Origin of the sequence: Pseudescherichia sp. (assembly GCF_031987975.1) — a bacterium.
Classification (GTDB): domain Bacteria; phylum Pseudomonadota; class Gammaproteobacteria; order Enterobacterales; family Enterobacteriaceae; genus Pseudescherichia.
In genome coordinates this window covers 89,955-115,871 of record NZ_DALZYX010000003.1, presented here as the reverse complement: position 1 = coordinate 115,871, position 25,917 = coordinate 89,955, and the positions used below count along the sequence as shown (strand labels likewise).

The 25,917-nt window shown below is 60.9% G+C and carries 26 protein-coding genes; 16 read left to right on the top strand and 10 right to left on the bottom strand.

Going from position 1 to position 25,917, the window contains the following annotated elements; translation table 11 throughout:
* Positions 1-6 precede the first annotated feature (6 nt).
* Positions 7-642 (top strand): urea amidolyase associated protein UAAP2, encoded by a 636-nt coding sequence (locus tag RTN40_RS06375; RefSeq protein WP_312227737.1) that lies wholly within the window; start codon positions 7-9, stop codon positions 640-642.
* Positions 643-798: 156 nt separating this feature from the next.
* Complete coding sequence (gene uca / locus RTN40_RS06370; protein ID WP_312227736.1) at positions 799-4,410, top strand: urea carboxylase; 3,612 nt, start codon at positions 799-801, stop codon at positions 4,408-4,410.
* Here uca and RTN40_RS06365 read toward each other — a convergent pair.
* Both RTN40_RS06365 and RTN40_RS06360 read right to left on the bottom strand, forming a co-directional pair.
* The gene (locus tag RTN40_RS06365) at positions 4,407-5,678 is read right to left on the bottom strand and encodes an HDOD domain-containing protein (RefSeq protein WP_312227735.1); all 1,272 of its coding nucleotides are present in this window, start codon (positions 5,676-5,678) and stop codon (positions 4,407-4,409) included. The two genes, uca and RTN40_RS06365, sit on opposite strands and share 4 nt — an antisense overlap.
* Positions 5,679-5,929: 251 nt before the next feature.
* Positions 5,930-6,166: a DUF2171 domain-containing protein gene (locus RTN40_RS06360; RefSeq protein ID WP_042387703.1), complete on the bottom strand. Its 237-nt coding sequence runs from the start codon at positions 6,164-6,166 to the stop codon at positions 5,930-5,932.
* 139 nt (positions 6,167-6,305) lie between these two features.
* Between RTN40_RS06360 and RTN40_RS06355 the strand changes: the two genes are divergently transcribed.
* Positions 6,306-6,650 carry a nitrous oxide-stimulated promoter family protein gene (locus tag RTN40_RS06355; RefSeq protein ID WP_312227734.1) on the top strand — a complete coding sequence of 115 codons (345 nt, stop codon included), beginning with the start codon at positions 6,306-6,308 and terminating at the stop codon, positions 6,648-6,650.
* Position 6,651: 1 nt separating this feature from the next.
* On the opposite strand, the gene flhA is transcribed toward RTN40_RS06355, so the two are convergent.
* The 6 genes from flhA to hypA all read right to left on the bottom strand — a co-directional run bounded on the left by flhA (position 6,652) and on the right by hypA (position 12,343).
* Positions 6,652-8,718, bottom strand: a complete 2,067-nt coding sequence (flhA, locus tag RTN40_RS06350) for a formate hydrogenlyase transcriptional activator FlhA (protein ID WP_312227733.1) — start codon at positions 8,716-8,718, stop codon at positions 6,652-6,654.
* Between the two features lie 61 nt (positions 8,719-8,779).
* A complete protein-coding gene (gene hypE, locus RTN40_RS06345) occupies positions 8,780-9,790 on the bottom strand; it encodes a hydrogenase expression/formation protein HypE (protein WP_312227732.1) in 1,011 nt (336 codons plus the stop codon).
* Positions 9,787-10,908 carry a hydrogenase formation protein HypD gene (gene hypD / locus RTN40_RS06340; protein ID WP_312227731.1) on the bottom strand — a complete coding sequence of 374 codons (1,122 nt, stop codon included), beginning with the start codon at positions 10,906-10,908 and terminating at the stop codon, positions 9,787-9,789. Before hypD ends, hypE begins: the two co-directional genes overlap by 4 nt.
* Positions 10,908-11,180 carry a HypC/HybG/HupF family hydrogenase formation chaperone gene (locus RTN40_RS06335; protein WP_312227730.1) on the bottom strand — a complete coding sequence of 91 codons (273 nt, stop codon included), beginning with the start codon at positions 11,178-11,180 and terminating at the stop codon, positions 10,908-10,910. The genes hypD and RTN40_RS06335 overlap by 1 nt, the downstream gene beginning before the upstream one ends.
* The gene (hypB, locus tag RTN40_RS06330) at positions 11,171-11,989 is read right to left on the bottom strand and encodes a hydrogenase nickel incorporation protein HypB (protein WP_312227729.1); all 819 of its coding nucleotides are present in this window, start codon (positions 11,987-11,989) and stop codon (positions 11,171-11,173) included. The genes RTN40_RS06335 and hypB overlap by 10 nt, the downstream gene beginning before the upstream one ends.
* 3 nt (positions 11,990-11,992) lie before the next feature.
* Positions 11,993-12,343, bottom strand: a complete 351-nt coding sequence (gene hypA / locus RTN40_RS06325) for a hydrogenase maturation nickel metallochaperone HypA (RefSeq protein WP_312227728.1) — start codon at positions 12,341-12,343, stop codon at positions 11,993-11,995.
* Between the two features lie 188 nt (positions 12,344-12,531).
* On the opposite strand from hypA, the gene hycA reads away from it, so the two are divergent.
* The 11 genes from hycA (at position 12,532) to RTN40_RS06270 (ending at position 21,048) form a co-directional block, all read left to right on the top strand.
* Positions 12,532-12,999: a formate hydrogenlyase regulator HycA gene (hycA, locus tag RTN40_RS06320; protein WP_312227727.1), complete on the top strand. Its 468-nt coding sequence runs from the start codon at positions 12,532-12,534 to the stop codon at positions 12,997-12,999.
* Between the two features lie 80 nt (positions 13,000-13,079).
* A complete protein-coding gene (locus tag RTN40_RS06315) occupies positions 13,080-13,685 on the top strand; it encodes a 4Fe-4S dicluster domain-containing protein (protein ID WP_312227726.1) in 606 nt (201 codons plus the stop codon).
* Positions 13,682-15,508, top strand: a complete 1,827-nt coding sequence (gene hycC, locus RTN40_RS06310) for a formate hydrogenlyase subunit 3 (RefSeq protein ID WP_312227725.1) — start codon at positions 13,682-13,684, stop codon at positions 15,506-15,508. Before RTN40_RS06315 ends, hycC begins: the two co-directional genes overlap by 4 nt.
* Positions 15,509-15,510: 2 nt before the next feature.
* Entirely contained in the window at positions 15,511-16,434 is a 924-nt protein-coding gene (locus tag RTN40_RS06305) for a respiratory chain complex I subunit 1 family protein (RefSeq protein ID WP_312227724.1), read from the top strand.
* Between the two features lie 17 nt (positions 16,435-16,451).
* The gene (hycE, locus tag RTN40_RS06300) at positions 16,452-18,161 is read left to right on the top strand and encodes a formate hydrogenlyase subunit HycE (RefSeq protein ID WP_042388574.1); all 1,710 of its coding nucleotides are present in this window, start codon (positions 16,452-16,454) and stop codon (positions 18,159-18,161) included.
* A 9-nt stretch (positions 18,162-18,170) separates the two neighbouring features.
* Positions 18,171-18,713 (top strand): formate hydrogenlyase complex iron-sulfur subunit, encoded by a 543-nt coding sequence (locus tag RTN40_RS06295; protein WP_312213623.1) that lies wholly within the window; start codon positions 18,171-18,173, stop codon positions 18,711-18,713.
* Positions 18,713-19,480, top strand: a complete 768-nt coding sequence (locus tag RTN40_RS06290; protein WP_312227723.1) for an NADH-quinone oxidoreductase subunit B family protein — start codon at positions 18,713-18,715, stop codon at positions 19,478-19,480. Before RTN40_RS06295 ends, RTN40_RS06290 begins: the two co-directional genes overlap by 1 nt.
* Positions 19,477-19,887 carry a formate hydrogenlyase maturation HycH family protein gene (locus RTN40_RS06285; protein WP_312227722.1) on the top strand — a complete coding sequence of 137 codons (411 nt, stop codon included), beginning with the start codon at positions 19,477-19,479 and terminating at the stop codon, positions 19,885-19,887. The genes RTN40_RS06290 and RTN40_RS06285 overlap by 4 nt, the downstream gene beginning before the upstream one ends.
* Positions 19,880-20,335 carry a hydrogenase maturation peptidase HycI gene (gene hycI / locus RTN40_RS06280; protein ID WP_312227721.1) on the top strand — a complete coding sequence of 152 codons (456 nt, stop codon included), beginning with the start codon at positions 19,880-19,882 and terminating at the stop codon, positions 20,333-20,335. The genes RTN40_RS06285 and hycI overlap by 8 nt, the downstream gene beginning before the upstream one ends.
* Before the next feature lie 72 nt (positions 20,336-20,407).
* Complete coding sequence (locus tag RTN40_RS06275; RefSeq protein ID WP_312227720.1) at positions 20,408-20,680, top strand: antitoxin; 273 nt, start codon at positions 20,408-20,410, stop codon at positions 20,678-20,680.
* Positions 20,680-21,048, top strand: coding sequence for a type II toxin-antitoxin system PemK/MazF family toxin (locus tag RTN40_RS06270; protein WP_312227719.1), 369 nt, complete (start codon positions 20,680-20,682; stop codon positions 21,046-21,048). Before RTN40_RS06275 ends, RTN40_RS06270 begins: the two co-directional genes overlap by 1 nt.
* A 39-nt stretch (positions 21,049-21,087) precedes the next feature.
* On the opposite strand, the gene RTN40_RS06265 is transcribed toward RTN40_RS06270, so the two are convergent.
* Together RTN40_RS06265 and ascF are read right to left on the bottom strand one after the other, a co-directional pair.
* On the bottom strand, positions 21,088-22,512 hold the full coding sequence (locus RTN40_RS06265; RefSeq protein WP_312227718.1) for a 6-phospho-beta-glucosidase: 1,425 nt from the start codon (positions 22,510-22,512) through the stop codon (positions 21,088-21,090).
* An 18-nt stretch (positions 22,513-22,530) separates the two neighbouring features.
* On the bottom strand, positions 22,531-23,979 hold the full coding sequence (gene ascF / locus RTN40_RS06260) for a PTS cellobiose/arbutin/salicin transporter subunit IIBC (protein ID WP_312227717.1): 1,449 nt from the start codon (positions 23,977-23,979) through the stop codon (positions 22,531-22,533).
* 222 nt (positions 23,980-24,201) lie between these two features.
* On the opposite strand from ascF, the gene RTN40_RS06255 reads away from it, so the two are divergent.
* Both RTN40_RS06255 and hydN read left to right on the top strand, forming a co-directional pair.
* Entirely contained in the window at positions 24,202-25,215 is a 1,014-nt protein-coding gene (locus RTN40_RS06255) for a LacI family DNA-binding transcriptional regulator (protein ID WP_312227716.1), read from the top strand.
* 133 nt (positions 25,216-25,348) lie between these two features.
* Positions 25,349-25,894, top strand: coding sequence for an electron transport protein HydN (gene hydN / locus RTN40_RS06250; protein WP_312227715.1), 546 nt, complete (start codon positions 25,349-25,351; stop codon positions 25,892-25,894).
* Positions 25,895-25,917 lie beyond the last annotated feature (23 nt).

Here is a 25,917-nt window from a genome sequence, read left to right as displayed (position 1 = left end):
CGAAAAATGTCTCTTGTTGAAAGCCAAAAACATCCGGCAGAGGCGGTGTTCCGCCATACCATTCCGGCGGGTGAGCACTACCTGTTTGAAGTGAAGAGGGGGCAGACCCTGCGCCTGCACGATCTTGAAGGCAACCAGGCCATCGACACCCTGTTCTATAACGCCGATAACCCGCGCGAACGCTACGATCCCCAGCGCACCCTGCGCCGCCAGAACAACGCCTACCTGACCACCGGCAGCGTGCTGTGGTCGGGGCTGGGCAATCCGCTGCTGACCATCGTCGCCGATACCTGTGGCCGCCACGACACCCTCGGCGGAGCCTGCGCTCAGGAGAGCAACACCGTGCGCTACTCACTCGACAAGCGGTATATGCACAGCTGCCGGGATAACTTTCTCTGCGCCTGCCTGCACGATGGCCGCCTGCACAAGCGCGACATTGGGGCCAACATCAACTTCTTTATGAACGTGCCGGTAACGCCCGAGGGCGGGCTGACCTTTGAGGACGGCATCTCCGCCGCGGGTAAGTACGTGGAGCTGCGCGCCGAGTGTAACGTCATCGTGCTGATCTCCAACTGCCCACAGCTCAACAACCCCTGCAACGGCTGGAACCCGACCCCTGCGGAGGTGCTGGTATGGAACTGAGCCGCCTGCGCCTCGCTATCTACCGCCTGTTTGCGGTGCGGGCCAACCGCCTGACGCTGGACAATAAGCTGCAGAAATAACAGCCTTTTCCCCCTGGACGACCAGGCGGCGAGATTATTCCCGGCGGGACGACCCGCCACGGTTCGGGTCTGGATCATGTTTACAAAATTACTTATTGCTAACCGGGGTGCCATCGCCTGCCGTATTCTGCGCACCCTGCGGGAAATGAACGTCAAAGGGGTGGCGGTCTGGTCGGAATCCGACGCCAGCAGCCTGCATATTCGTGAAGCCGACGAGGCGATTAGCCTTGGCGAAGGCCCGGCGGCGCAAACCTATTTACAGGTGGATAAGATCCTCGCCGCCGCCCAAGAGAGCGGGGCGCAGGCCATCCACCCCGGCTACGGTTTCCTGTCGGAAAACGCCGCCTTTGCCGAAGCATGTGAAGCCGCCGGGATCGCCTTCGTTGGTCCCACCCCGGAACAGCTGCGCATTTTTGGCCTGAAACACACCGCTCGCGCGCTGGCGAAAAGCCACGGCGTGCCGCTGCTGGAGGGCACCGAGCTGCTGGCTGACGTTGCTGAAGCGCTGGCTGCGGCAGAGAGCGTTGGCTACCCGGTGATGCTCAAGAGCACGGCGGGCGGCGGCGGGATAGGGATGCGCGTCTGCTACAGCCCGGCGGAGCTGGCGGAAGCTTTCGACGCGGTGCAGCGGCTGGGGAAAAACAACTTCAGCGACGCGGGCGTCTTCATCGAGAAGTACATTGAGCGCGCCCGTCATCTGGAGGTGCAGATCTTTGGCGACGGCGAGGGAGAGGTGATCGCTCTTGGCGTGCGCGACTGCTCGGTGCAGCGGCGTAACCAGAAGGTGCTGGAGGAGACCCCTGCTACGGCGCTGCCTGCGGGAATGGCTGAGGCGCTCTGCCAGGCGGCTATTGAGCTGGGCAAGGCGGTGAACTACCGCAGCGCCGGGACGGTGGAGTTTGTTTACGACAGCAGCGCGCAGCAGTTCTACTTCCTGGAGGTCAACACCCGGTTGCAGGTCGAGCACGGTGTCACCGAGCAGGTGTGGGGCGTGGATCTGGTCCAGATGATGATCGCCCTGGCCGCCGGGGATCTGCCGCCGCTGGCAGCGATCGCCGCAGGCTTAAGCCCGCGCGGTCATGCGATCCAGGCCCGCGTCTATGCCGAGGATCCGGGCCGCCAGTTCCAGCCCTCGCCGGGCCTGCTGACCAACGTTAGCTTCCCGGAGCAGGATCGCACCACGCTGCGGATCGACACCTGGGTAGAGTCCGGCTGCGAGATACCGCCATTCTTCGATCCCTTGCTGGCTAAGATCATTACCTATGCTGACACCCGCGACGAGGCGATCGATCGGCTGGACCGCGCCCTGGACGAAACCCGCCTTTATGGCGTAGAGACCAACCGCCAGTACCTGCGGCAGATTTTACGTGATACCCCCTTTGCCAGCGGCCAACCATGGACCCGCTGTCTGGAAAACCTGAGCTACCAGGCGACAACGCTGGAGGTCGTTAGCGCCGGGACGCAGACCACGGTGCAGGACTATCCGGGACGGCAGGGCTACTGGGCGGTAGGCGTGCCGCCATCCGGGCCGATGGACGATCGCGCCCTGCGCCTTGGCAACCGCCTGCTGGGCAACGCCGACGACGCGGCGGGGCTAGAGATCACCGTCAGCGGACCCACGCTGAAGTTCAACACCGATGCGGTGGCGGTCGTCACCGGCGCAGCGATAAACGTCGAGCTGGACGGCCAGCCGCAGGCAATGAACTGTACTTTCCTCATTCGTGCCGGTATGACCCTGAAGCTGGGGGAAACGCTGGAAGCTGGCGTGCGCAGCTACCTCTGCCTGCGCGGCGGCCTCGACGTGCCGGACTATCTGGGCAGCAAAAGCACCTTTACCCTCGGCCAGTTTGGCGGCCACGCCGGGCGCGCTCTGCGCACCGGGGACGTGCTGCACCTTGCGCCGTTAACCGATGCCCGCTGCGGTGCGGCTCTGCCCGCCGCGCTGCACACAACCCTCGGGGCGGTGCGCGAGCTGCGGGTGATCTACGGTCCACACGGTGCGCCGGAATACTTTACGCCGGAGTGGATCCCGACCTTTTTTGCTACCGAGTGGGAGGTGCACTTTAACTCCAGCCGCACCGGCGTGCGCCTGATTGGCCCGAAACCGGAGTGGGCGCGGGACAGCGGCGGCGAGGCGGGTCTGCATCCTTCGAATATTCATGACAACCCCTATGCCATCGGCGCGGTGGACTTTACCGGCGACATGCCGGTGATCCTCGGCCCCGACGGCCCGAGCCTCGGCGGCTTCGTCTGCCCGGTGACGGTAATCGAGGCGGATCTCTGGCAGCTTGGTCAGCTTAACGCCGGGGATCGGGTACGCTTTGTGCCGGTGGACATCGACACCGCCCGCCTGCTGGCACAGGGGCGCAGCCAGGAGCTGGCGAGCCTGCAACCGGTGGCGATTAACTGGCATACGCAGCCGCTCACCACCCCGGTGGTAATGGAGACCGGGACGGCGGATAAGCGGCTGGTGGCGCGCCTCTCCGGCGATACCCATCTGCTGCTGGAGATTGGCGACGCCGAGCTGGATCTGGTTCTGCGTTTTCGCGGCCACGCCCTGATGCAGGCCCTGGAGGCGCTGGCTCTCGACGGGGTCGTTGACCTGACGCCAGGCATTCGCTCGTTGCAGGTTCACTATCAGCCGGAGGCGCTGAGCCTGACGCGCCTGCTGGAGATCGTGCGCGGGGTGTGGCAGTCGGTGTGCCAGCAGGAGGATCTGCAGGTGCCGTCACGCGTGGTCTGGCTGCCGCTGTCCTGGGACGATCCGGCGTGCCAGAAGGCCATCGACAAGTACATGACCACCGTGCGGCGGGATGCGCCCTGGTGTCCGAGCAACCTGGAGTTTATCCGCCGTATCAACGATCTTGGTAACATCGACGAGGTCTACCGCACGGTGTTTGACGCCAGCTATCTGGTGATGGGCCTGGGGGATGTCTATCTCGGTGCGCCGGTGGCAACGCCGCTCGATCCGCGTCACCGGCTAGTGACCACCAAATATAACCCGGCGCGCACCTGGACGGCAGAGAACTCGGTAGGCATTGGCGGAGCGTATCTCTGCGTTTACGGTATGGAGGGACCGGGAGGCTACCAGTTCGTCGGGCGCACGCTGCAGATGTGGAATCGCTATCATGCCGTCGAGGATTTCGGCGGCAAGCCGTGGCTGCTGCGCTTCTTTGATCAGATTCGTTTCTACCCGGTCTCCGCCGAGGAGCTGCTGACCATCCGCCGCGACTTCCCGCTCGGGCGCTATCCGCTGCGCATTGAGCAGAGCACGCTGCGGCTGGCGGAGTACCAGCAGTTTCTTGCTGAAGAGGCAACCAGCATTGAGGCTTTCCGTCGCCATCAGCAGGCGGCGTTTAATGCCGAAAGAGAGCGCTGGGTGGCCTCTGGCCAGGCACACTTTGACAGCAATGACGCGATGCCGGACGTTGGCGACGATGCGCCGCTGCAGGCTGGTCAGCGCGGCATTGACAGCCCCATTGCCGGCAATCTCTGGCAGGTGCTGGTCAAGCCTGGTGACAGGGTAAAAGAGGGGGATGTGATGGTGATCCTCGAGTCGATGAAGATGGAGATCCCGCTGCGGGCTACCTGCAATGGCGTAGTGGATCAGGTTCGTGTGCAGCCGGGTTCATCGGTGCGGGCCGGGCAGTGCGTGGCGGTGGTTAACGCCGAACGCGCCGTGGCTTAGCGAACACGCACGCCCTTCGGCGGGTTGGCCTTTAGCGGGGCGTTGACCGGCATCTCGTCGGCCCACTGGGTGGCTGAGGACATCATCTCAGCCACCATCCCGCGGGTCAGTCCGAGCCGATAGGCCTGCTGGCTGGCCTCCTCCCACTTCCGCTGCTCGTACAGCTCGACCAGGCAAACAAACTGGTGCAGCATGCCCCGGTGCTGCTGCAGCGCCATGCGGACATCCTGGGAGATCACTACCTGGCCGATAAGCTCCTCCAGCGGGATCTCAAATACGGCATCCAACAGCGAGAAGAGTCCCACCATAAACGCATCGTTGGCCGAGACTCTGCCGCGCAGGCGGGCCGCGGCCAGTTCGCAAAACTTGGCGCGGATCAGGCTTTGGTAGTAGGTTTCGTTGGTTTTAACGTTATTAATCGAGCTTAAGCAGGTCACCAGCACAAAGCGCCGCAGCTCTTTGGCTCCCAGATAAACCACAATATCTTTTAGCGAGTGGCTGCGCGTCCCCTTAATTCCCCGGGTGTTATAGAGAATATTCTGCGCATAGCGCATCACCTTATAAGAGAGGGCGACGTCGTGCTTGAGTAGATCTTCAATGCGTTGCAAATTGGGCGCATCGGAATTGACCTCCTGAATTAGGTTCAGGGAGACAATGTGGTTCTGCACCAGCTTATTGCTTTTATAGACTACCGGCTTGCTAAAGAAATAGCCCTGAAACAGAGTAAAGCCAGCATTTTTAAATAGTTCGTATTCGTCGAAGGTTTCTACTTTCTCCGCCAGCAGTAGCGTATCTTTTAGTAACTCTTCGCGGCACAGCAGGTAGTCCTGAATTTCCGGCCAGCTATTTTCACGAATATCAAATTTGATAATGCTGATGTAGGGAATAAAGGTATCCCAGTCGCTGCTAAGAGAGAAGTCATCTAGCGCAATGCGAAACCCCTGCAGATGCAGCCGCTTAATGGCGGCCAGCAGCACCCCGGTCGGCTCGGCAGTTTCAAGGATCTCAATGACCACCCGGTCTTTGGGCAGGGTTTCCGCCAGCCCCTGGAGCAGCAGTTCATAGGGAAAGTTAACAAATACCGTGCCTGCATCCTTTTGGCTAGCGCTGGGCGCGCCAAAAAACTGCTCTTCAATGAGCTGGGCGGTGGCATGCTCAGGTGAAACGTTGGGAAAACGGTTAGCCATACTGTCCCGGAACAGGAGTTCATAACCAAACGTCTGCAAATTTTCATCAAAAATCGCCTGTCTGGCGACAAAAGAAAACATTCTCTATCCTCACCCCAGCGCTTGAAGCCCTACACTATGCCGCGTAACACACTATGACGCGTAACGCGCGGGCTGACTAATACTTTTCTCAAATTATCCCTTATTTGTAAAGTTTCGTCACAAAAAAAGTGAATCTGTTTATCTTTTAAAAACAGTTGCTTGACAGGGAGGTTATTTGAGAGGGCAAAGAAAGGCGTGGGAAATAGAGCGCGCCGCTCAGGCCTGAAGCCCGAACGGCGCAAAAACTTATATTACGCGGTCTGCCAGGAAGATTTAACCTCTTCCGAGTTTTTGTTGAGAACCACGTTGTTACCGTCAACTTTTTCCACCCAGCTCAGGGGAATATAGTGGTGTACGCCACCGGAAGCCGAATCACTTTTCGCCAGTTTGATTTTGTCTTCACCTTCGAGGTGGTCAACGGTGCCAACGTGGGTACCACAGCTGGCAATTACCTGAGCGTGTTCACGGATTTCACTTTTATTAACCATACATCCTCCTTTGTTGTGATGAAGTTTGAGTATAGTCAACGTTTTTAACTCTGCAGGACAGAACAATCTGAACTCTTTGAGCGGCTATTAAAGAAGATGTAATATGAATACCTCTTTTCCCACCTCAGGAGCGTCTCCTATGGCTGGCCCTCGCATCGCCCGTGAAAAACTCACCATCCGCAGAATGATTGCCCTCTATCAGCGCGGCGCGCCTGGAGCATCGACGGAACAGGGACACTATGAGGCGCTCTTTGCTTACGCAGAAAAACGATTGGATAAGTGCGTATTCGGTGAGGAGAAACCGGCCTGCAAGCAGTGCCCGGTGCATTGCTATCAGCCGGCGAAGCGGGAAGAGATGAAGCAGATTATGCGTTGGGCCGGGCCGCGCATGTTGTGGCACCACCCGATCCTCACCGTGCGCCATCTGATTGACGACAAGCGCCCGGTGCCGCCGTTACCGGAGAAGTATCAGCGTAAAAAATAATTTACCCCAACATTGTCTTATCAATCCCTAACCGTTTCATGCGCGAAAGCAGGGTGGTGCGCTTCAGGCCCAGCCGCTGGGCGGCGCCTTTCGGCCCGGCGATAACGCCGTTGGTCTCCCGCAGCACCCGCAGGATCAGCTGAGACTCCTCCTCACCGTCAGCGGCCATCGCCACCGGCGTGGTGGGGACCACAGCAATCTCCGGCAGCGAGAGCTGTAATACGCTGCCACGCGTCAGCAGCACTGCCCGCTCAATCACGTTCTCCAGTTCGCGCACGTTACCTGGCCACTCCATGCCGGAGAGAGTGCGCAGGGTTTCGGCAGGAATGCTGTCGATATTGCGCCCCAGCCGCCGGGCGATCTTAAAGGTAAAAGCCTTCACCAATAGCGGAATGTCTTCCGGGCGCTCGCGCAGGGGCGGGATGTGGATTGGGAAGACGTTAAGCCGGTAGTAGAGATCGCTGCGGAACTCGCGATCCTGCACCATCTGCCTAAGATCCCGGTTGGTGGCGGCGATCAGCCGGACGTCGGTCTGGATCAGCTTGTTGCTGCCGAGGCGCTCGAACTCCTGCTCCTGCAAAACGCGCAGCAGCTTAGGCTGTAACTCCAGCGGCATATCGCCTACCTCATCCAGGAAGAGTGAGCTTTTATCGGCCAGCTCAAAGCGCCCGATACGCTGGGCGCTGGCACCGGTAAAGGCCCCGCGCTCGTGACCAAAAAGATCGCTCTCCAGCAGGCCAGCAGGCATCGCCGCACAGTTCATCTTCACCATCCGCCGGGCACTGCGCCCGCTCAGATTGTGGATCGCCCGGGCGATCAGCTCCTTGCCGGTGCCGGTCTCGCCAAGGATCAACACCGTGCTGTTGCTCTGGGCGACCATCTCGACCTGCTTGAGCACGCTGAACATTGCCTCGCTGCGGCCAATGATCTCCCCAAACTCGCTCTCGACGTTGTTGAGCTGCTCGGTCAGGGCGAGGTTCTCATCCACCAACCGCTCCTTCAGGCGCTGGATCTCCTGATAGGCGAGGGCATTATCGACGGCGATTGCCACCCGCTCGGCAATCTGGCGCAGCAGCTGGAGATTCGCGGTGGTAAAGACCTTCTCCTCACACTGGGCCAGCTTCAGGACGCCCAGCAGGTTGTCGCCGGACATCAGCGGCAGCAGGCAGAGAGTCTGGATCTGGTTGCCCCAGGTCTCAAATAGCCGCCGCTCGTAGGGGGCCAGCCGGTCGCGCTCGTGCAGGTTAAGCAGCAGCATCTCTTTGCTCTTAAATACCCGCTCGGAGAGCGTGCCTGCCTCGTCGACCTCGCTCTGCTCATGGAGAGGCGCGCGCTCGTTGAGATAGTGCGTCGAGTAGATATTCAGCTTGCCCTTGCGGCTGCTGCGCAGCACGATGCTGATGGCGTCGATATCAAAATAGCGGTGGATCTCTTTGGCAATCTCGCCCACCAGCTCGTCCATGTCGAGGCGGGAGAGCACCGCGTTAGTGATGGCGACCAGTATGCGAAAGTTGTCGCGCTCCCGGCAGAGCAGATCGTAGTCCGGGCCGCTGTCGATCCGACTCTGGATCTGCTCCACCACCACGCCAACAATCTGGGTGAAAGTATGGAGGCGCTCCATCTCCTGGGCGCTCCAGGGCCTGTCATCATGGCGAATAAACTCGCAGCCGCCGAAGATATGTCCCTCCGCCGCCAGCGGCAGTAGCCCATAGTGGCCGAAGGTGGGATAGAGATGGCTGCCGGCCAGCTGCGGCCAGGCTTCGGTAAAGGTCCGGTAGCTACAGTGCAGCGCTTCCGGGCGGGAAAGTATGCGGCGAACCGGGCCGTGAGCCAGGGCGGTTTCATCCTCATACTCCACGGCGCTGCCGTCGGGGCCGCAGGCGTAGTAGCAGGCCCGCCGATCCCCGGCGCGCCAGAGAACAATTCCGGCGCGATCCGCCAGCGCCGCCTCCCTGACCAGCCCGGTCAGAGTCTGCGCCAGCGCGGTAAGATCCGGCTGCTGTAAGAGAGTCCGGGTGACATCGAACAGACCCTGCTGTCCGAGATCGCCCATCGGTGTATTCGACATTGTGCTAATCCAGAAAGGCACCGAAAAAGGTGCCAAAAGTTTTTATTTTGATAAAAATACGTTAACAGATCCGTGGCAGGGGTTCGGCATGGGGCAGATCCAGGGTGCGCTTCACGCCGTAGAGGCCGCTTAGGCGCACCCCTTTTCGGGCCACGACCTCACCGATAATCGCCGCGTCGCGCCCCAGCGGATGACTATGCAGCCGTTCAACAACGGCCTCGGCGGCCCGACGCTCGACGACAATCACCAGCTTCCCCTCATTGGCAAAGTTGAGGGCGTCGAGGCCCAGCAGCTCACACACGCCGCGTACGGCAGGCTTCATCGGCAGGCTGGTTTCGTTAAGCTCAATGCCGCAGCCGCTGCTGGCGGCAAATTCATGGACCACCGCGTTGACGCCGCCGCGCGTGGCGTCACGTAAAGCCTTGATGCCGTCAATCTCGCGCAGGGACTGGATCAGCGGCGTCAGCACGGCGCAGTCGCTCATCAGCTCGCCGTCCAGTCCAAGCTGCTCGCGCAGGTTAAGAATGGTCGCGCCGTGGCAGCCCAGCGTCCCGCTCACCAGCACGACGTCACCCGGTTGCAGCCCCTGCGCACACCAGTTCAGACCGGTAGGAATAGCACCGATGCCCGCGGTATTAATAAACAGCTTATCCGCCGCCCCGCGCTGCACCACCTTGGTGTCGCCGGTGACGATAGCGATATCTGCCGCCTTCGCCGTGGCCGCCATGCTGTTAACCACCGCCTGCAGGGTCGTCATCGGCAGCCCCTCCTCAAGAATAAATCCGCAGGAGAGATAGCGGGGGATCGCGCCGCTCACCGCAATGTCATTCGCGGTGCCGCACACCGCCAGCTTGCCGATATCGCCGCCGGGAAAGAAGAGTGGGTCGATCACATAGCTGTCGGTGGAGAAGGCCAGCCGATCGCCACCCGCCGCCAGCTCAGTAAGATCGAGACGGGCCTGATCCTCCTGCTCCGCCAGCCACGGATTATCAAACGCCTGCAGGAACAGGGCGTTAATCAGCTGCTGCATCGCCTGGCCACCGCTGCCGTGGGCCATTTGCACCGTACTCATACTTCACACTCCTGGGCGCGATAGTGATACCAGGCGGCGCAGGCTCCTTCTGAAGAGACCATCAGCGCGCCGAAGGCGGTTTGTGGATTACAGGTTTGACCAAACAGCGGGCACTGGTGCGGCTTACAGCGGCCCGTCAGCACCTCGCCGCAGCGGGCGCGCGGATCGTCATAGGTCTGCTGCGGACGGAGCTGAAAATGCATTTCTGCATCGAAGCGCCGGAACGCGTCGCTGAGACGCACCCCGGAGTGGGCAATCACGCCCAGCCCGCGCCACTCGCTTTCGCCCTCAACGGTAAACACCCTGGCGATAGCCTGCTGCGCCAGCGGATTGCCGTTATCGGGCACCACCCGCCGATATTGGTTCTCTACCCGGCTACAGGCTGCTATTTTCTGCTCAACCAGCATCATCACGCCTTGCAGTAGATCAAGTGGTTCGAATCCAGCCACCACTAATGGACGCTGAAACTCATCGGCGATAAAGCCGTAGGCCGCCGTGCCGGTGACCATGCTGACGTGACCGGGGGCCAGAAAGGCGTCGATGCTGTTGTCCGGCTGCTCCAGCAGGCTGCGCAGCGTGGGGGCGAGGGTGATATGCTGGCAAAAGAAGAAAAAATTGCTGAGATTGCGGGCGCAGGCCTGCTCCAGGGTCACGGCGGTGGCGGGCATGGTGGTCTCAAACCCCAGCCCAAAAAAGACCACCTTGCGATCGGGATGGGCTTCGGCAAGCTTCAGCGCATCCAGCGGCGAGTAGACCATGCGCACGTCGGCCCCGCGTGATTTCGCCGCCAGCAGCGAACCGTTTTTCCCCGGTACGCGGATGGCGTCGCCAAAGGTGCAGAAGATCACCTCCGGGCGGCTGGCTATCTCTACGCAGGCGTCAATGCGTCCCATCGGCAGGACGCAGACCGGACAGCCAGGGCCGTGGATAAACTCAATGTTTTCCGGCAGTAGCTGGTCGAGGCCGAACTTAAAGATAGCGTGCGTATGGCCTCCACATACCTCCATAATCCGCAGCGGACGTGCCGGGGTGTAGTCGAGACGGCGGGCGAGGTCGCGTAAGCGCTCAAGCAGGTGCATCACCGCCTCTGGGGCGCGGTACTCATCAACGAAGCGCATCAGGCACGCTCCCCGTACAGCAGCGCGCCGACGTCCGGCTCAACCTCAAACATGTTTTGCAGCGCCGCCAGGGTCTCCCGGGCCTCGGCTTCGTCGATCACGCTCATGGCGAAGCCGACGTGGACCAGCACCCACTGACCGATGCGGGAGCAGCCGGTCTCATCTACGCTGCCCACCAGGGTTAGATCGACGTCGCGCTGGATGCCGCACACCTCTACCTTCGCCTGTAGCCCGTCGATGGCGCTAATCTGTCCCGGGACGCCTATGCACATTGCTGCGCCTCCAGCCAGGCCAGCCACTGATCCATGCCTTCCCCGCTGGTGGCGGAGAGCTGGATAATTTCAATGTCCGGGTTCACCGCCCGGGCGCTGGCGAGGCATTTTTCCACGTCAAAGTGGAGGTACGGCAGCAGATCGATTTTGTTGAGCAGCATCAGCGAGGCGGCGGCAAACATATGCGGGTACTTGAGCGGCTTGTCTTCCCCTTCGGTGACTGACAGCACCGCCACCTTATGGCGCTCGCCGAGATCGAAGCTTGCCGGGCAGACCAGATTACCGACGTTCTCGATAAACAGGATCCCGCCGTTGGCCAGCGGCAGGCGCGGGGCGGCATCGGCGATCATCTGCGCATCCAGATGGCAGCCTTTGCCGGTATTAACCTGAATGGCCGGGGTGCCGGTGGCACGAATGCGCGCCGCGTCGTTGACGGTCTGCTGATCGCCCTCAATCACCGCGCACTCGGCGTTGCCTTTCAGGCGTAGCAGGGTTTCGCTCAGCAGGGTGGTTTTACCCGCGCCGGGGCTGGAGACCAGATTGAGCACCAGCTGCTGCTTCGCGGCAAAGCGAGCACGGTTGCGGGCCGCCAGATGGTTGTTCTTCGCGAGCACGTCGATCTCGATCTCCAGCATCCGCCGCTGGCTCATGCCCGGCGCGTGGGTTCCGGCTACGCCGTGGCCGTAGTGGAGATCGCCACCCGGCAAACGGGTTGGGGCGAAAGGAACGCTGCGAAATGGTGAGTGGGGGGTGTGCTCGTCGCCCTCAATATAGAGATTGCCTTCGCCGCAGCCGCAGGTACTACACATAGTCTACTCCTGTTCAATTTCGAGTCGCTGGATCTGCAGGCCATCGTCGGCCACGATCTGCAACATATCGCTCTGGCACCGGGGACAGCGCCGCACCCGTTGGCTCAGTAGGGTCACGTATTGCTGGCAGGTTTCGCACCAGCACTCCGCCTGCTGTTCATCAAGATGCAGCGTGCAGCCTTCCGCCAGCGTGCCCCGGCATACCAGCTCAAAGCAGAAGGTGAGGGCGCTGCTCTCCACGCAGGAGAACGCGCCAATTTTCAGCCATACGCCTGTCACCCGCCGCGCGCCGTGCGCCGCCGCCTGCTGTTCGATAAGCTCCAGCGCCCGCTGGCAAAGGGTAATTTCGTGCATGGGGCCTCCCGTTATTTACTGCGGCGTTAATGCAATAACGGTGCCAGCCAGCAAAAGCGACGTTACTGACGATGTCGACGCTGACGAAATGACACCGTCTTTTCTTTAATGTTATTTAAAATCATGCAGTTAAAAAATGGCACGGAAAGTGCTAAATGGGGTGGTCTCAACTAACCGGGTAACCTGAAATGACCATCTGGGAAATTAGCGAAAAGGCTGACTTCATCGCCGAACGGCATCATCGCCTGCAAGAGGAGTGGCAGGCCTACTGCAACTCGCTGGTTCAGGGCATTACGCTGTCCAAGGCCCACCTGCATCATGGCATGCACTGCGCGCCGGAGCGGGATCTCTGTTTTGTCCTGTTCGAACACTTCCTTATTACCGTCACCCTGGCGGACGGCTTTAACAGCCATACCATCCACTATTTGGTGGAGAGCAAAAACGGCGGCGAGCAAATGCTCATTGCTGAGGCGCAGCTGGCGCAGGATGGCCGCATCGACGACCGCATTAGCAACCGCGACCGCGCTCAGGTGCTTGAGCACTACTTAGAAAAAATTGGCCCAGTTTACAACGGCCTGTATGCGGCAATGGAGAAGGACGCGCCGGTCAATCTTCATCAGCTTATCAGTCAACCCGCGCAGGCCTCGGTGGCCTGAATGCCTGGTGTGTCGAGGGGTGTCGAAATGACAGACCATCGGCACGATTTCGTCAAAAATGACCACCTGAGGAGTGTCCGGTGAATCGTTTTGTTATCGCTGACGCCACGCTCTGTATTGGCTGTCACACCTGTGAAGCGGCCTGCTCAGAGACGCACCGCCAGCACGGGCTGCAATCGATGCCCCGCCTGAGCGTGATGCGCAGCGCGAAAGAGTCCGCCCCACAGCTTTGTCACCACTGTGAAGACGCGCCCTGTGCCGGGGTCTGCCCGGTCAACGCCATCAATCGCGTGGAGGGGGCCGTCCAGCTCAATGAGAGCCTGTGCGTGAGCTGCAAGCTGTGCGCTATCGCCTGTCCCTTCGGCGCGATTGAGATGAGCGGCAGCCGCCCGCTGCATATGCCCGCCAATGTTAATTCGCCGAAGGCACCGCCTGCGCCGCCTGCACCCGCTCGCGTCAGCTCCCTGCTCGACTGGGTGCCCGGCGTACGCGCCGTGGCGGTGAAGTGCGATCTCTGCGATTTCGATGAAGGCGGACCGGCCTGCATACGCACCTGCCCAACCAATGCGCTGCGAATGGTCAATTCGCTGGATATCGCCCGGGCCAGCAAACGCAAGCGCGAGCTGTCCCTGAACGGCGACTATGGCGATCTCTCGCTGCTCAACCTGCAAGGAGGCGCGAAATGAGCGCGTTTATGCTGATCGAGCTGGCCGTCCTGCTGTTTGTTGCGGCGGGCGTGCTGGCCTCTCTTTTTTCGTTTCATCGCAGGCTGAGCGGCCTGTTGGCGGGAGTCGGTGGGGCGGTAGCCTGTGCCATGGTCGTCGCCGTTGCTGCCGGGCTGTTAATGGGCAGGACAGCCAGCGGGGAGGGCGCCGCGCTTTACCTGCACCAGCTAATACGCCTGACGCCGCTCAACGCCGTCTGGCTGCTGGCCATCGCCCTGCCAGGACTGTTTATCAGCCTCTATAACGTGGCGTGGCATCGTCATGGGCAGGTGAAGGCTAACGGCCTGCTGGTCAATCTGCTGATGGCGGCGGCGGTCTGCACCATCGTTGCCAGCGATCTGCTTACCCTGGTGGTGATGGCGGAGATTATGGCGCTGTGCGGCGCATTTCTCACCGGTTGCGCACAGTCCGGCAAGCTATGGTTTACCCTGGGGAGGATCGGGACGCTGCTGCTGGCCGCCGCCTGCTGGCTAGCGTGGCAGCGCTACGGCACGCTGGAAATTACCCGCCTCGCGGTGCGTTTCGCTGAGGATGCGCCGGGTACGGCCATCTGGCTGCTCTGGCTGGTGGGATTTGGCATGCTGGCGGGAATTATCCCCCTGCACGGCTGGGTGCCGCAGGCCCATGCCGGAGCAGGTGCGCCTGCGGCTGCGCTCTTCTCCGGCGTGGTGATGAAGGTTGGACTGTTTGGCCTTTTCGTTCTACCGCTGCTTGCCGGGCAGGCTATGCCGCTGTGGTGGAGCCTCTGCCTGCTGTTGCTCGGGGCGGTGACCGCGTTTGTCGGCGGCCTCTATGCCCTGATGGAGCACAACATTCAGCGCCTGCTGGCGTATCACACTCTGGAGAATATCGGCATCATTCTGCTGGGTCTCGGTGCAGGCCTGGCCGGGGTGGCTATCAATCAGCCCGCGCTGATTGCGCTGGGTCTCGTTGGCGGCCTCTATCACCTGATCAACCATAGCCTGTTCAAAACCCTGCTGCTGCTGGGCGCGGGCAGCGTCTGGTTCACCACCGGCCATCGCGATATTGAGAAGCTGGGCGGCATTGGCAAACGGATGCCGGTTATCTCCCTGATGATGCTGGTGGGGCTGATGGCAATGGCGGGGCTGCCGCCGCTGAACGGTTTTGCCGGCGAGTGGGTGATCTACCAGGCCTTCTTCTCCCTGAGCGGTAGCGATGCCTTTATCGCCCGCCTGCTCGGCCCGCTGCTGGCGGTGGGGCTGGCGATCACCGGCGCGCTGGCGGTGATGTGCATGGCCAAGGTCTACGGCGTCACCTTCCTTGGCGCACCGCGTACCCCGGAAGCCGCTAAGGCTGGCCGCGCGCCGTGGTTGATGGCCGCGTCGGTCGTCGGGCTGGCGGCCTGCTGCCTCATCGGCGGCGTGGCCTCGCCGTGGCTGCTGCCGCTGCTCTCCGCCGCGGTGCCGTTACCGCTCACCACCTCAAGCGTGGTCTCGCAGCCAATGATTGCCCTGCTGCTGATCGCCTGCCCGCTGCTGCCGCTCATCATCATGATGCTGTTCAAAGGTCATCGCCTGCCGTCGCGCTCGCGCGGTGCGGCCTGGGCGTGCGGCTACGAGCATGAACAGTCGATGGTGATCACCGCGCACGGCTTCGCGATGCCGGTGAAAGAGGCCTTTGCGCCGGTGCTCGCCCTGCGTAAGCGGCTGGATCCGGTGGCGCTGATGCCGGTCTGGCAGCGTACCGCCCCGGCGCTGGTTCGCCGCCTGGCGCTGGTGGAGCTGGCGGTGCTGGTGGTTATTGTTCTTTCACGAGGAGCCTGAACATGAGCGTTCTCTATCCGTTAATGCAGGCGCTGGTGCTCTTTGCCTTTGCGCCGCTGCTGTCCGGGATAAGCCGCGTGGCCCGCGCCCGTCTGCACAACCGCCGTGGGCCTGGGGTGCTGCAGGAGTACCGGGATCTCATCAAGCTGCTGGGCCGTCAGAGCGTCGCCCCGGCGGATGCCAGCTGGGTATTCCGCCTGATGCCGTTTGTCATGATCGGCGTGATGCTAACCATCGCCACCGCGCTGCCGGTGGTGACCGTGGCTTCACCGCTGCCGGCGCTGGGGGATCTCATTACCCTGATCTACCTCTTCGCCATTGCCCGCTTCTTCTTTGCCATTGCGGGTCTCGATACCGGCAGCCCCTTTACTGGCCTCGGGGCCAGCCGCGAGGCGATGCTCGGTGTGCTGGTGGAGCCAATCCTGCTCCTTGGCCTGTGGGTCGTGGCGCTGGTGGCGGGATCGACCCACATCAGCACCATGACCGCCACGCTCTGGTCGTGGCCCGTCGGGCGCAGCATTCCGCTGCTGCTGGCACTCTGCGCCTGCGCCTTCGCCACCTTTATCGAGATGGGCAAGCTGCCGTTCGATCTCGCCGAAGCCGAGCAGGAGCTACAGGAAGGGCCGCTGACCGAGTACAGCGGCTACGGCTTTGCCCTGCTGAAGTGGGGCATTAGCCTCAAGCAGCTGGTGGTATTGCAGCTGTTTGTTGGCCTCTTCCTGCCGTGGGGACAGATGGTGACCTTTAGCGCGGGCGGCCTGCTGCTGGCGCTGGTGGTGGCCGCCGTCAAGCTGGTGCTGGGCGTGCTGGTGATTGCCCTGTTTGAGAACAGTATGGCGCGGCTGCGCTTCTGCGCGACTTCCCGCGTAACCTGGGCCGGGTTTGGCTTTGCATTTTTAGCCTTCGTCTCCTTGCTGGCGGCGTGATGAAAGAGAGTTTGAACATGTCTGAAGAAAAATTGGGTCAGCACTACCTGGCGGCGCTGCACCAGGCGATCCCCGGCGCGGTGCTGGATGAGGCCTGGCAGACCCGCGATCAGCTGACCATTACCGTGAAGGTGAACGCCCTGCCAGAGGTGGTGGAGTATCTCTACTACCAGCAGGGGGGCTGGCTGTCGGTGCTATTTGGCAACGACGAGCGCCAGCTGTGCGGCCGCTATGCCGTCTACTACGTGCTGTCGATGGAGCAGGGCACCAAGTGCTGGATCACCGTGCGCGTAGAGGTGGATGCCAACACGCTGGAGTTCCCGTCGGTCACGCCGCGCGTGCCTGCCGCCGTCTGGGGCGAGCGCGAGGTGCGCGATATGTATGGCCTGATCCCGGTTGGCCTGCCGGACGAGCGTCGGCTGGTGCTGCCGGACGACTGGCCGGATGAACTCTATCCGCTGCGTAAAGACAGCATGGATTACCGCCAGCGCCCCGCGCCGACCACCGACAGCGAGACCTACGAGTTTATCAACGAACTTGGCAGCAAAAAGAACAACGTGGTGCCCATCGGCCCGCTGCACGTCACCTCCGACGAGCCGGGCCACTTCCGCCTGTTTGTCGATGGCGAAAACATTATCGACGCCGACTACCGCCTCTTCTACGTCCATCGCGGCATGGAGAAGCTGGCGGAGACCCGCATGGGCTACAACGAGGTGACCTTCCTGTCGGATCGCGTCTGCGGCATCTGCGGCTTCGCCCACAGCACCGCCTATACCACCTCGGTGGAGAACGCGATGGGCATTGTGGTGCCGGAGCGGGCGCAGATGATCCGCGCCATTCTGCTGGAGGTGGAGCGTCTGCATAGCCACCTGCTGAACCTCGGCCTGGCCTGCCACTTCGTCGGCTTCGACTCCGGCTTTATGCAGTTTTTCCGTGTGCGTGAGACCTCCATGAAGATGGCGGAGATCCTCACCGGGGCGCGGAAAACCTACGGTCTGAACCTGATCGGCGGCATTCGTCGCGACATGCTGAAGGATGACATGATCCAGACTCGTCAGCTTGCCCGCCAGATGCGTCGCGACGTGCAGGAGCTGGTGGACGTGCTGATGAGCACGCCGAATATCGAGCAGCGCACGGTAGGCATTGGTCGTCTCGATCCGCAGATCGCCCGCGACTTCAGCAACGTCGGCCCGATGGTGCGCGCCAGCGGCCACGCCCGGGATACCCGCGCCGATCACCCCTTTGTCGGCTACGGCCTGCTGCCGGTAGAGGTGCACAGCGAGCAGGGCTGCGACGTTATCTCCCGCCTCAAGGTGCGCATTAACGAGGTGCTCACCGCCCTGAATATGATCGAGTTCGGGCTGGATAACCTGCCCGGTGGCCCGCTGATGGTGGAGGGCTTCACCTATATCCCTAACCGCTTCGCCCTTGGCTTTGCCGAAGCGCCGCGCGGGGATGATATCCACTGGAGCATGACCGGGGATAACCAGAAGCTCTACCGCTGGCGCTGTCGGGCAGCGACCTACGCTAACTGGCCCACCCTGCGCTACATGCTACGCGGAAATACCGTCTCCGACGCACCGCTGATCATCGGCAGCCTCGACCCCTGCTACTCCTGCACCGACCGTATGACGGTGGTGGACGTGCGCAAGAAGAAGAGCAAGGTCGTGCCTTACAAAGAGCTTGAGCGCTACGGCATCGAGCGTAAAAACTCGCCGCTGAAATAAGGAGTCGCCATGTTTACCTTTATCAAAAAAGCGATCAAAACCGGCACGCCGACGGCGTCGTATCCGCTGGCGCCCATCGAGGTGGATAAGCACTTTCGCGGCAAGCCGCAGCACGATCCCCGCCAGTGCATTGGCTGTGCGGCCTGCGTCAACGCCTGCCCCTCTAACGCCCTGTCGGTAGAGACGCTGCTGGCAAGCAGCGAGCAGGCCTGGCAGTTTAACCTCGGGCGCTGCATCTTCTGCGGGCGCTGCGAGGAGGTCTGCCCCACCGCAGCCATTACCCTCTCTCAGGAGTACGAGCTGGCGGTGTGGAAGAAAGAGGATTTTTTACAGCAGTCGCGCTTTGACCTGTGCCACTGCCGCGTCTGCGAGCGGCCCTTTGCCGTGCAGAAAGAGATCGACTACGCCATTGCGCTGCTGGCGCATAACGGCGACAGCCGGGCGGAACATCACCGCGAAGGCTTCGAAACCTGTCCGGCGTGCAAGCGACAGAAGTGCCTGGTGTCGTCTGACCGGATTGAACTCACTCGCCATATGCAGGAGGCCAGCTGATGAGCAACTTACTGGGACCGCGCGATGCCAACGGCATTCCCGTGCCGATGACGGTGGAAGAGTCCATCGCCAGCATGAAGGCGTCGCTGCTGAAAAAGATCAAACGCTCGGCTTACGTCTACCGCGTCGATTGTGGGGGCTGTAACGGCTGCGAAATCGAAATCTTCGCCACCCTGACGCCGCTGTTTGACGCCGAACGCTTCGGTATTAAGGTTGTGCCCTCTCCGCGCCATGCCGACATCCTGCTGTTTACCGGGGCGGTAACCCGGGCGATGCGCTCCCCGGCGCTGCGGGCCTGGAACTCGGCTCCCGATCCAAAAATCTGCATCTCCTACGGGGCGTGCGGCAACAGCGGCGGCATCTTCCACGATCTCTATTGCGTCTGGGGCGGCACCGACAAAATCGTCCCGGTGGATGTCTACATTCCCGGCTGCCCGCCAACGCCCGCCGCGACGCTGTACGGCTTTGCGATGGCGCTGGGTCTGCTGGAGCAGAAAATTCACGCTCGTCTGCCGGGGGAAGAGGATAACCAGCCGGCGGCGCTGCTGCATGAGGGTATCGTCCAGCCCCTGCGGGTACGCGTCGATCGTGAGGCGCGGCGGCTGGCGGGCTACCGCTACGGCCGCGAGATCGCTGACGACTACCTGCGCCTGCGGGCGCTGGGGGAGAACCAAGTCGCACGCTGGCTGGCAGCAGAGGACGATCCGCGTCTGAACGAGATTGTGGCGCACCTTAACGCCGTCGTCGATGAGGCGCGGATCTCATGAGTGAATCCGTGGTCTTCAGCCAGCTGAGCCGGAAGTTTATCGATGAAAACGACGCGACGCCCGCCGAGGCGCAGCAGGTGGTTTACTATAGCCTCGCCATTGGTCACCACTTAGGGGTGATCGACTGCCTGGAGGCGGCGCTGACCTGTCCATGGGACGACTATCTGACGTGGATCGCCACCCTGGAGGAGGGGAGCACCGCCCGTCGCAAAATGGCAGGGGTGCCGAAGTATGGCGAGATCGTTATCGACCATTCGCATATCGCGATGCTGGCAGGTGCCTTTGACCGGGCGCTGGCGGTTCAGACCCCGCAGCAGCAGACGTGGAGCAGCGTGCTGCTCAGCATGCTGCATGATATTCATCAGGAGAGCGCCATCTATCTGATGGTGAGGAGAGTTCGTGACTGACGTTTTACTCTGCGTAGGCAACAGCATGATGGGCGACGATGGCGCAGGCCCGCTGCTGGCGGAGATGTGCGCCGCCCGGCAGCCCGGCGCGTGGCGGGTCATCGACGGCGGCAGCGCCCCGGAGAATGACGTGGTGGCGATCCGTGAGCTGCGTCCGGATCGCCTGCTGATCGTTGACGCCACCGACATGGGACTCAACCCCGGCGAGATCCGCATTATCGATCCCGACGATATTGCCGAGCTGTTTATGATGACCACCCACAATATGCCGCTGAACTATCTGGTGGATCAGCTTAAAGAGGATGTAGGTGAGACGATCTTCCTTGGCATTCAGCCGGATATTGTCGGCTTCTACTACCCGATGACGCCGCCGGTAAAAGAGGCCGTGGAAACGGTCTATCAGCGGCTTGAGGGCTGGCAGGGGCAGGGGGGATTTACGGCGCTGTGACACTCTTAGTGTGACTTTGTGTAACTTAGAGTATACTTAGAGTGAGACATTGTTACACTCAATGGAGGCGCTATGCCACTAACAAAACTTAGGCAGCAAGGCGGTGCCGTAGTCGTCACAATTCCTGGTGAGATTGCCACCGCTATGGGTTGGACCGCAGGGACCACATTGGTTGTGAGCACCAACGGTAATTCAGTTAGCATGACGCCAGCAAAACGCGTTGCCAGAGGACGCCGTTCAGTCACGGAGATACTGCAGGGAATAGATAGCCAGGAGATCGCCAGTTTTAATACCGATCTTGCGGATGAACTAGCCGATAAGCCACAGGGCAAGGAGGAGATCTGATGGCGCAGGGAAGGAAAACACCAGCAAAGGGAGAGATATGGCACGTCAACGGCGATCCGGTAGAGGGGCATGAGTTCAAAGGTGCGCACTACTATCTGGTGATTTCAGATAGAAAGCTTGTCTCGGCACTGGGGACTGCGGTCTGTGTGCCGGTAACCAGCGGTGGCTCGCTAGCACGCTCCCATGCTGTCACGGTCTGGCTGGATGGTGAAAGCACGGATACGGGGAAGATCACCGGGGTAGTGCTGTGTTATCAGCTACGTGCACTCGATTTATCTGCCCGTAAAGCGCGTTATGCTGCCACTGTTGCTCCGCATATCATGGATGAAATTTTAAGCATGGTCGTGGATCTGATCGATCCTCAGTGACATGACGCCCGGTAGCGCTGTGCTTACCGGGCCTACAGACTACTCCAGATCCGCCCCGTTGCTGGCGATCACCTTCTTATACCACCAGAACGACTTCTTGCGGACGCGGTCAAGGGTGCCGTTGCCATGGTCATCGCGATCAACGTAGACAAAGCCGTAGCGCTTGCTCATCTCACCGGTTGAGGCGGCCACCAGATCGATACAGCCCCAGGAGGTGTAACCGAGCAGGGGAATGCCGTCTGCCACCGCCTCGCCCATGGCGCGAATATGCTCCCGCAGGTAGCTGATGCGGTAATCGTCGTTAATCTCGCCGTTAGCGTCAAACGCGTCCCGCGCGCCCAGCCCGTTTTCCACCAGGAACAGCGGCTTCTGGTAGCGGTCATACATCATGTTCATGGTGATGCGCAGGCCGAGGGGATCGATGCCCCAGCCCCACTCGCTGGCCTCGATATAAGGGTTTTTCAGCGACTTAACGACGTTGGCCGCGCTGGTGTTGCCCGCGTTCATCTCCGCCGAGGCGCAGCGGGAGGCGTAGTAGCTGAACGACACAAAATCGACGGTGTGCTTGAGGATCTCATCGTCACCGGGCAGGATTTCGATGGCGATCCCCTTCTCGCGGAACATGCGCCCCGTCCACGCCGGATAGGCTCCCCGCGCCTGGACATCAATGAAAAACAGGTTTTCCCGATCCTTCTCCAGCGCTGCCCAGACGTCTTCAGGTTTGCAGGAGTAGGGATAAAAGTTACCGCCCGCCAGCATACAGCCGACCTGATTGTTCGTGTTCACTTCATGGGCGATTTGGGTGGCCAGCGCGCTGGCGATCAGCTCGTGGTGCGCCGCCTGGTACTTGACCCACTCCGGGTTCTCACCCTCCTCGAACACCAGCCCCGCGCCCGAGTAGGGGCTATGCAGCATAATGTTAATTTCATTGAAGGTCAGCCAGTACTTCACCAGCCCGTCAAACGCCTCGAAACAGGTGCGGGCGTAGCGGGTGAAGAACTCTACCATCTTACGGTTACGCCATGAGCCGTATTCGCGCACCAGATGCATCGGCACATCGAAGTGGCACAGGGTCACCAGCGGCTCGATGTTGTACTTCCGGCACTCCTCAAACACCGCTCTGTAAAAGGCAATTCCTTCGGGATTAGGCGTCAGTTCGTCGCCGTTGGGATAGAGGCGCGCCCAGGCGATAGAGGTGCGAAACACGGTGAAGCCCATCTCTGCCATCAGGGCAATATCTTCCCGGTAGCGATGATAGAAATCGATCGCCTCGTGGCTGGGGTAGAACTCATCGTCGCGCAGGGCAAAGCGCTTTTCCAGGCCCAGCTTGACCGGCAGACGGTTTGCGCCGTGCGGAATAGTATCGACGGTGGTCAGCCCCTTGCCGCCCTCGCGATACGCTCCTTCCGACTGGTTGGCGGCCAGTGCGCCGCCCCATAAAAATCCCTCTGGAAATACAGACATAATTTACCTCTTGTTAAATCAGGCTCTGGCCGCTGCCGCTGGCTTTGCCGCCTGCAACGCGCGCGCTTTGGCTGCCTCATCCTCGACGGGCAGATCTTCAAAGCCCAGCAGCAGGGTGAGCACAAACGACAGCACTACTGCCAGCCCCATCACGGCAAAGACCCAGACAATGCTCATTGGATTAGCCGGATCGAAAAATTGTACGCTGGTAAAGAGTCCCGGCGCGGCCATTGAGTGGCTGGCAAGCCCGGCGATCCCGGCCACCGCGCCGCAGATAAAACCGCTGATCAGGCTGGCGACCAGCGGGCGCTTCAGGCGCACCGCCACCCCGTAGAGCGCAGGCTCGGAGATACCCGCCAGAATGGCCGAGGCCGCCGCCGCCAGCGCCGTCTGGCGCAGCTCCGGGTTTTTAGTTTTCCATGCCACCGCCAGCGACGAGCCGCCCAGCGACAGGTTGGCTCCGATTTCGGACGGCATGACCATACCCTCTTTGCCGGTCTCGGCGATGGTCTGAATGATGGTCGGGGTAAAGACGCGGTGCATGCCGGTCATCACCAGCAGCGGCCAGAGCGCGCCCATAATGGCAACCGACAGCCAGCCCAGGTAGCTGTGAATGGTGTAGACCAGCGCGGAGATGGCACTGCCGATCCAGATCCCGATCGGCCCGATCAGCAGGATGGCGAGCGGGGCGGCGATCAGTACGATCAGCATCGGCTTAAGGAAGTTTTTCGTCACCGCCGGGGTAATGCGATCCACCCAGCGCTCAATGTAAGAGAGGCACCAGGTCATCACCAGCGCCGGGATCACCGTGTAGGTGTACTTCACCGCCGTCACCGGAACCAGGGCGAACTCCACCTGCTGGCCCTGGGCCGCCTTCGCCATCAGCTCGATGAAGCTCGGATGAACCAGCACCCCGGCGATGGCAATTGCCAGCGACATGTTGGTTTTAAATTTCACCGCCGCCGAGGCCGCTACCATCAGCGGCAGGAAGAAGAAGGCCCCGTCGCCGATCACAGTGAGGATCGTCAGGGTAGAGGAGCCTTTCTCCAGCACGCCGGTCATCTCAAGGATCATCGCCAGCAGCTTGACCATCGATCCGCCGATGATCGCCGGGATCAGCGGCGACATGGTACCGATCAGCGCGTCGAGGATCCCTGCGCCAATGCGTCGCAGGGTCAGCTTCTGCGGTCCGGTATCAACCACTGGCTGCATATCGGCCGGCAGCAGGCGTACCACTTCGGCATAGGCCTGCGACACCGTATTGCCAATGATCACCTGACACTGGCTGTCGCTGCGCACCACGCCCATCACGCCCGGGGTGCTCTTCAGCGTGGCGCTGTCGATTTGCGTCTCATCTTTTACTACAAAACGCAGGCGCGTCATGCAGTGGGTGACGGCGGCGATATTGTCCGCCCCGCCCAGCGCGGTGACCACGGTCGTCGCCAGCGCGGCATAGTTTTTGGCCATCGGATTTTATCCTGTTTTAGTATTGGGTTACGACTGCACCGCGAGCGATGAGACGTGATGTAGGAAACCGGTTCCACAAAATCATGCTGAGTTTCATTTTTATATTCAATGGCGGATGTTTAGAACCGTGAAACGGATCACTGAAGATCGCAATGGGTAAAGCCCTGCAAATCCGCCGGTAGTGCAGTAAACTGCGGATATGCAAATGAAAGGAAAGCAATCATGACCACGATGCTGGAGGTAGCGAAGCGGGCAGGGGTATCGAAGGCGACGGTGTCCCGCGTGCTGTCAGGTAACGGCTACGTCGGCCAGGAGACGAAGGAGCGCGTATTCAGGGCTATCGAAGAGAGCGGCTATCGGCCCAACCTGCTGGCGCGTAACCTGGCGGCAAAAACCACCCAGACTCTTGGGCTGGTGGTGACCAATACCCTCTATCACGGGGTCTACTTCAGCGAGCTGCTGTTTCACGCGGCACGGATGACGGAAGATCGTGGCCGCCAGCTGATCCTCGCCGACGGCAAACACAGCGCCGAGGAGGAGCGGCAGGCGATCCAGTATTTACTCGATCTACGCTGCGATGCGATCGTGATCTACCCTCGCTTTCTCAGCGTTGACGAGATCGACACGATCATCGACGGCCATACCCAGCCCATTATGGTGCTCAACCGGCGGCTGCGTAAAAACAGCAGCCACTGCGTCTACTGCGATCAAAAGGCCACCAGCCTGGCGGCGGTAGAGACGCTGCTGGCCCAGGGGCATCGGGATATCGCCTTTATCACCGGCTCCCTCGACTCGCCTACCGGCAACGAGCGTCTCTCCGGCTATAGAGAGGCGTTGGAGCGGCACGGCGTGGCGGTGCGTAACGAGCTGATTGTCGAAGGAAAGTGGACGCCTGCCAGCGGCTCGGCAAGCGTTGCGACGCTGCTGGATCGCGGGGTGCGCTTCAGCGCGCTGGTAGCCAGCAATGATGATATGGCCATCGGGGCGATTAGCCAGCTGCACAGCAGCGGCATTGCTGTCCCCGAGCAGGTGTCGGTGATTGGCTTCGATGATATCGCCATCGCCCCCTATACCGTCCCGCCCTTAGCCAGCGTTAAAATCCCGGTGACGGAGATGATCAAAGAGACCATTAACCGCCTTATTTTTATGCTCGACGGGGGAGGGTTTACGTCTCAGCCAACGTTTACCGGGCAGCTGATCCTGCGCGGCTCCGTTAGCGATGGCCCACACGCCTGACATCGACAGCTGTCATCGTCACAAGTGTCGATGACAGTTTCCCTTTATTTTAAAACCTATATAAATCAATAAAATAAACTCTGGCACGATTCGTGAATACTCCGGCACACTACCGTTAATGCTGGAGAATTTGATGAACCGTTTCATCATGGCCGACGCCAGTAAATGTATTGGCTGCCGTACCTGCGAAGTTGCCTGCGTGGTCTCCCATCAGGCGCAACAGGATTGTGCCTCTTTAACCCCCGACACCTTCCTGCCGCGTATTCACGTTATTAAAGGCGTGAACGTCTCTACCGCCACCCTGTGCCGCCAGTGCGAAGACGCCCCGTGCGCCAACGTCTGCCCCAACGGCGCCATCAGCCGTGACAAAGGTTTTGTTAACGTCATGCAGGAGCGCTGCATCGGGTGCAAAACCTGCGTGGTCGCCTGCCCCTATGGCGCGATGGAGGTCGTTGTGCGCCCGGTGATCCGCAACAGCGGCGCGGGCCTGAACGTGCGGGCGGAGAAAGCCGAGGCCAACAAGTGCGACCTCTGCCACACCCGCGAAGCCGGTCCCGCCTGCATGGAGGTCTGTCCTACCGAGGCACTGGTCTGCGTCGACAGGGCACGTCTGGAGCAGCTCAGCGCCGAGAAACGCCGCCGCGCGGCCCTCGATACCGCCGCCTCACTTCTCTTTTAACTGAACAGTATTTCAACTTTTAA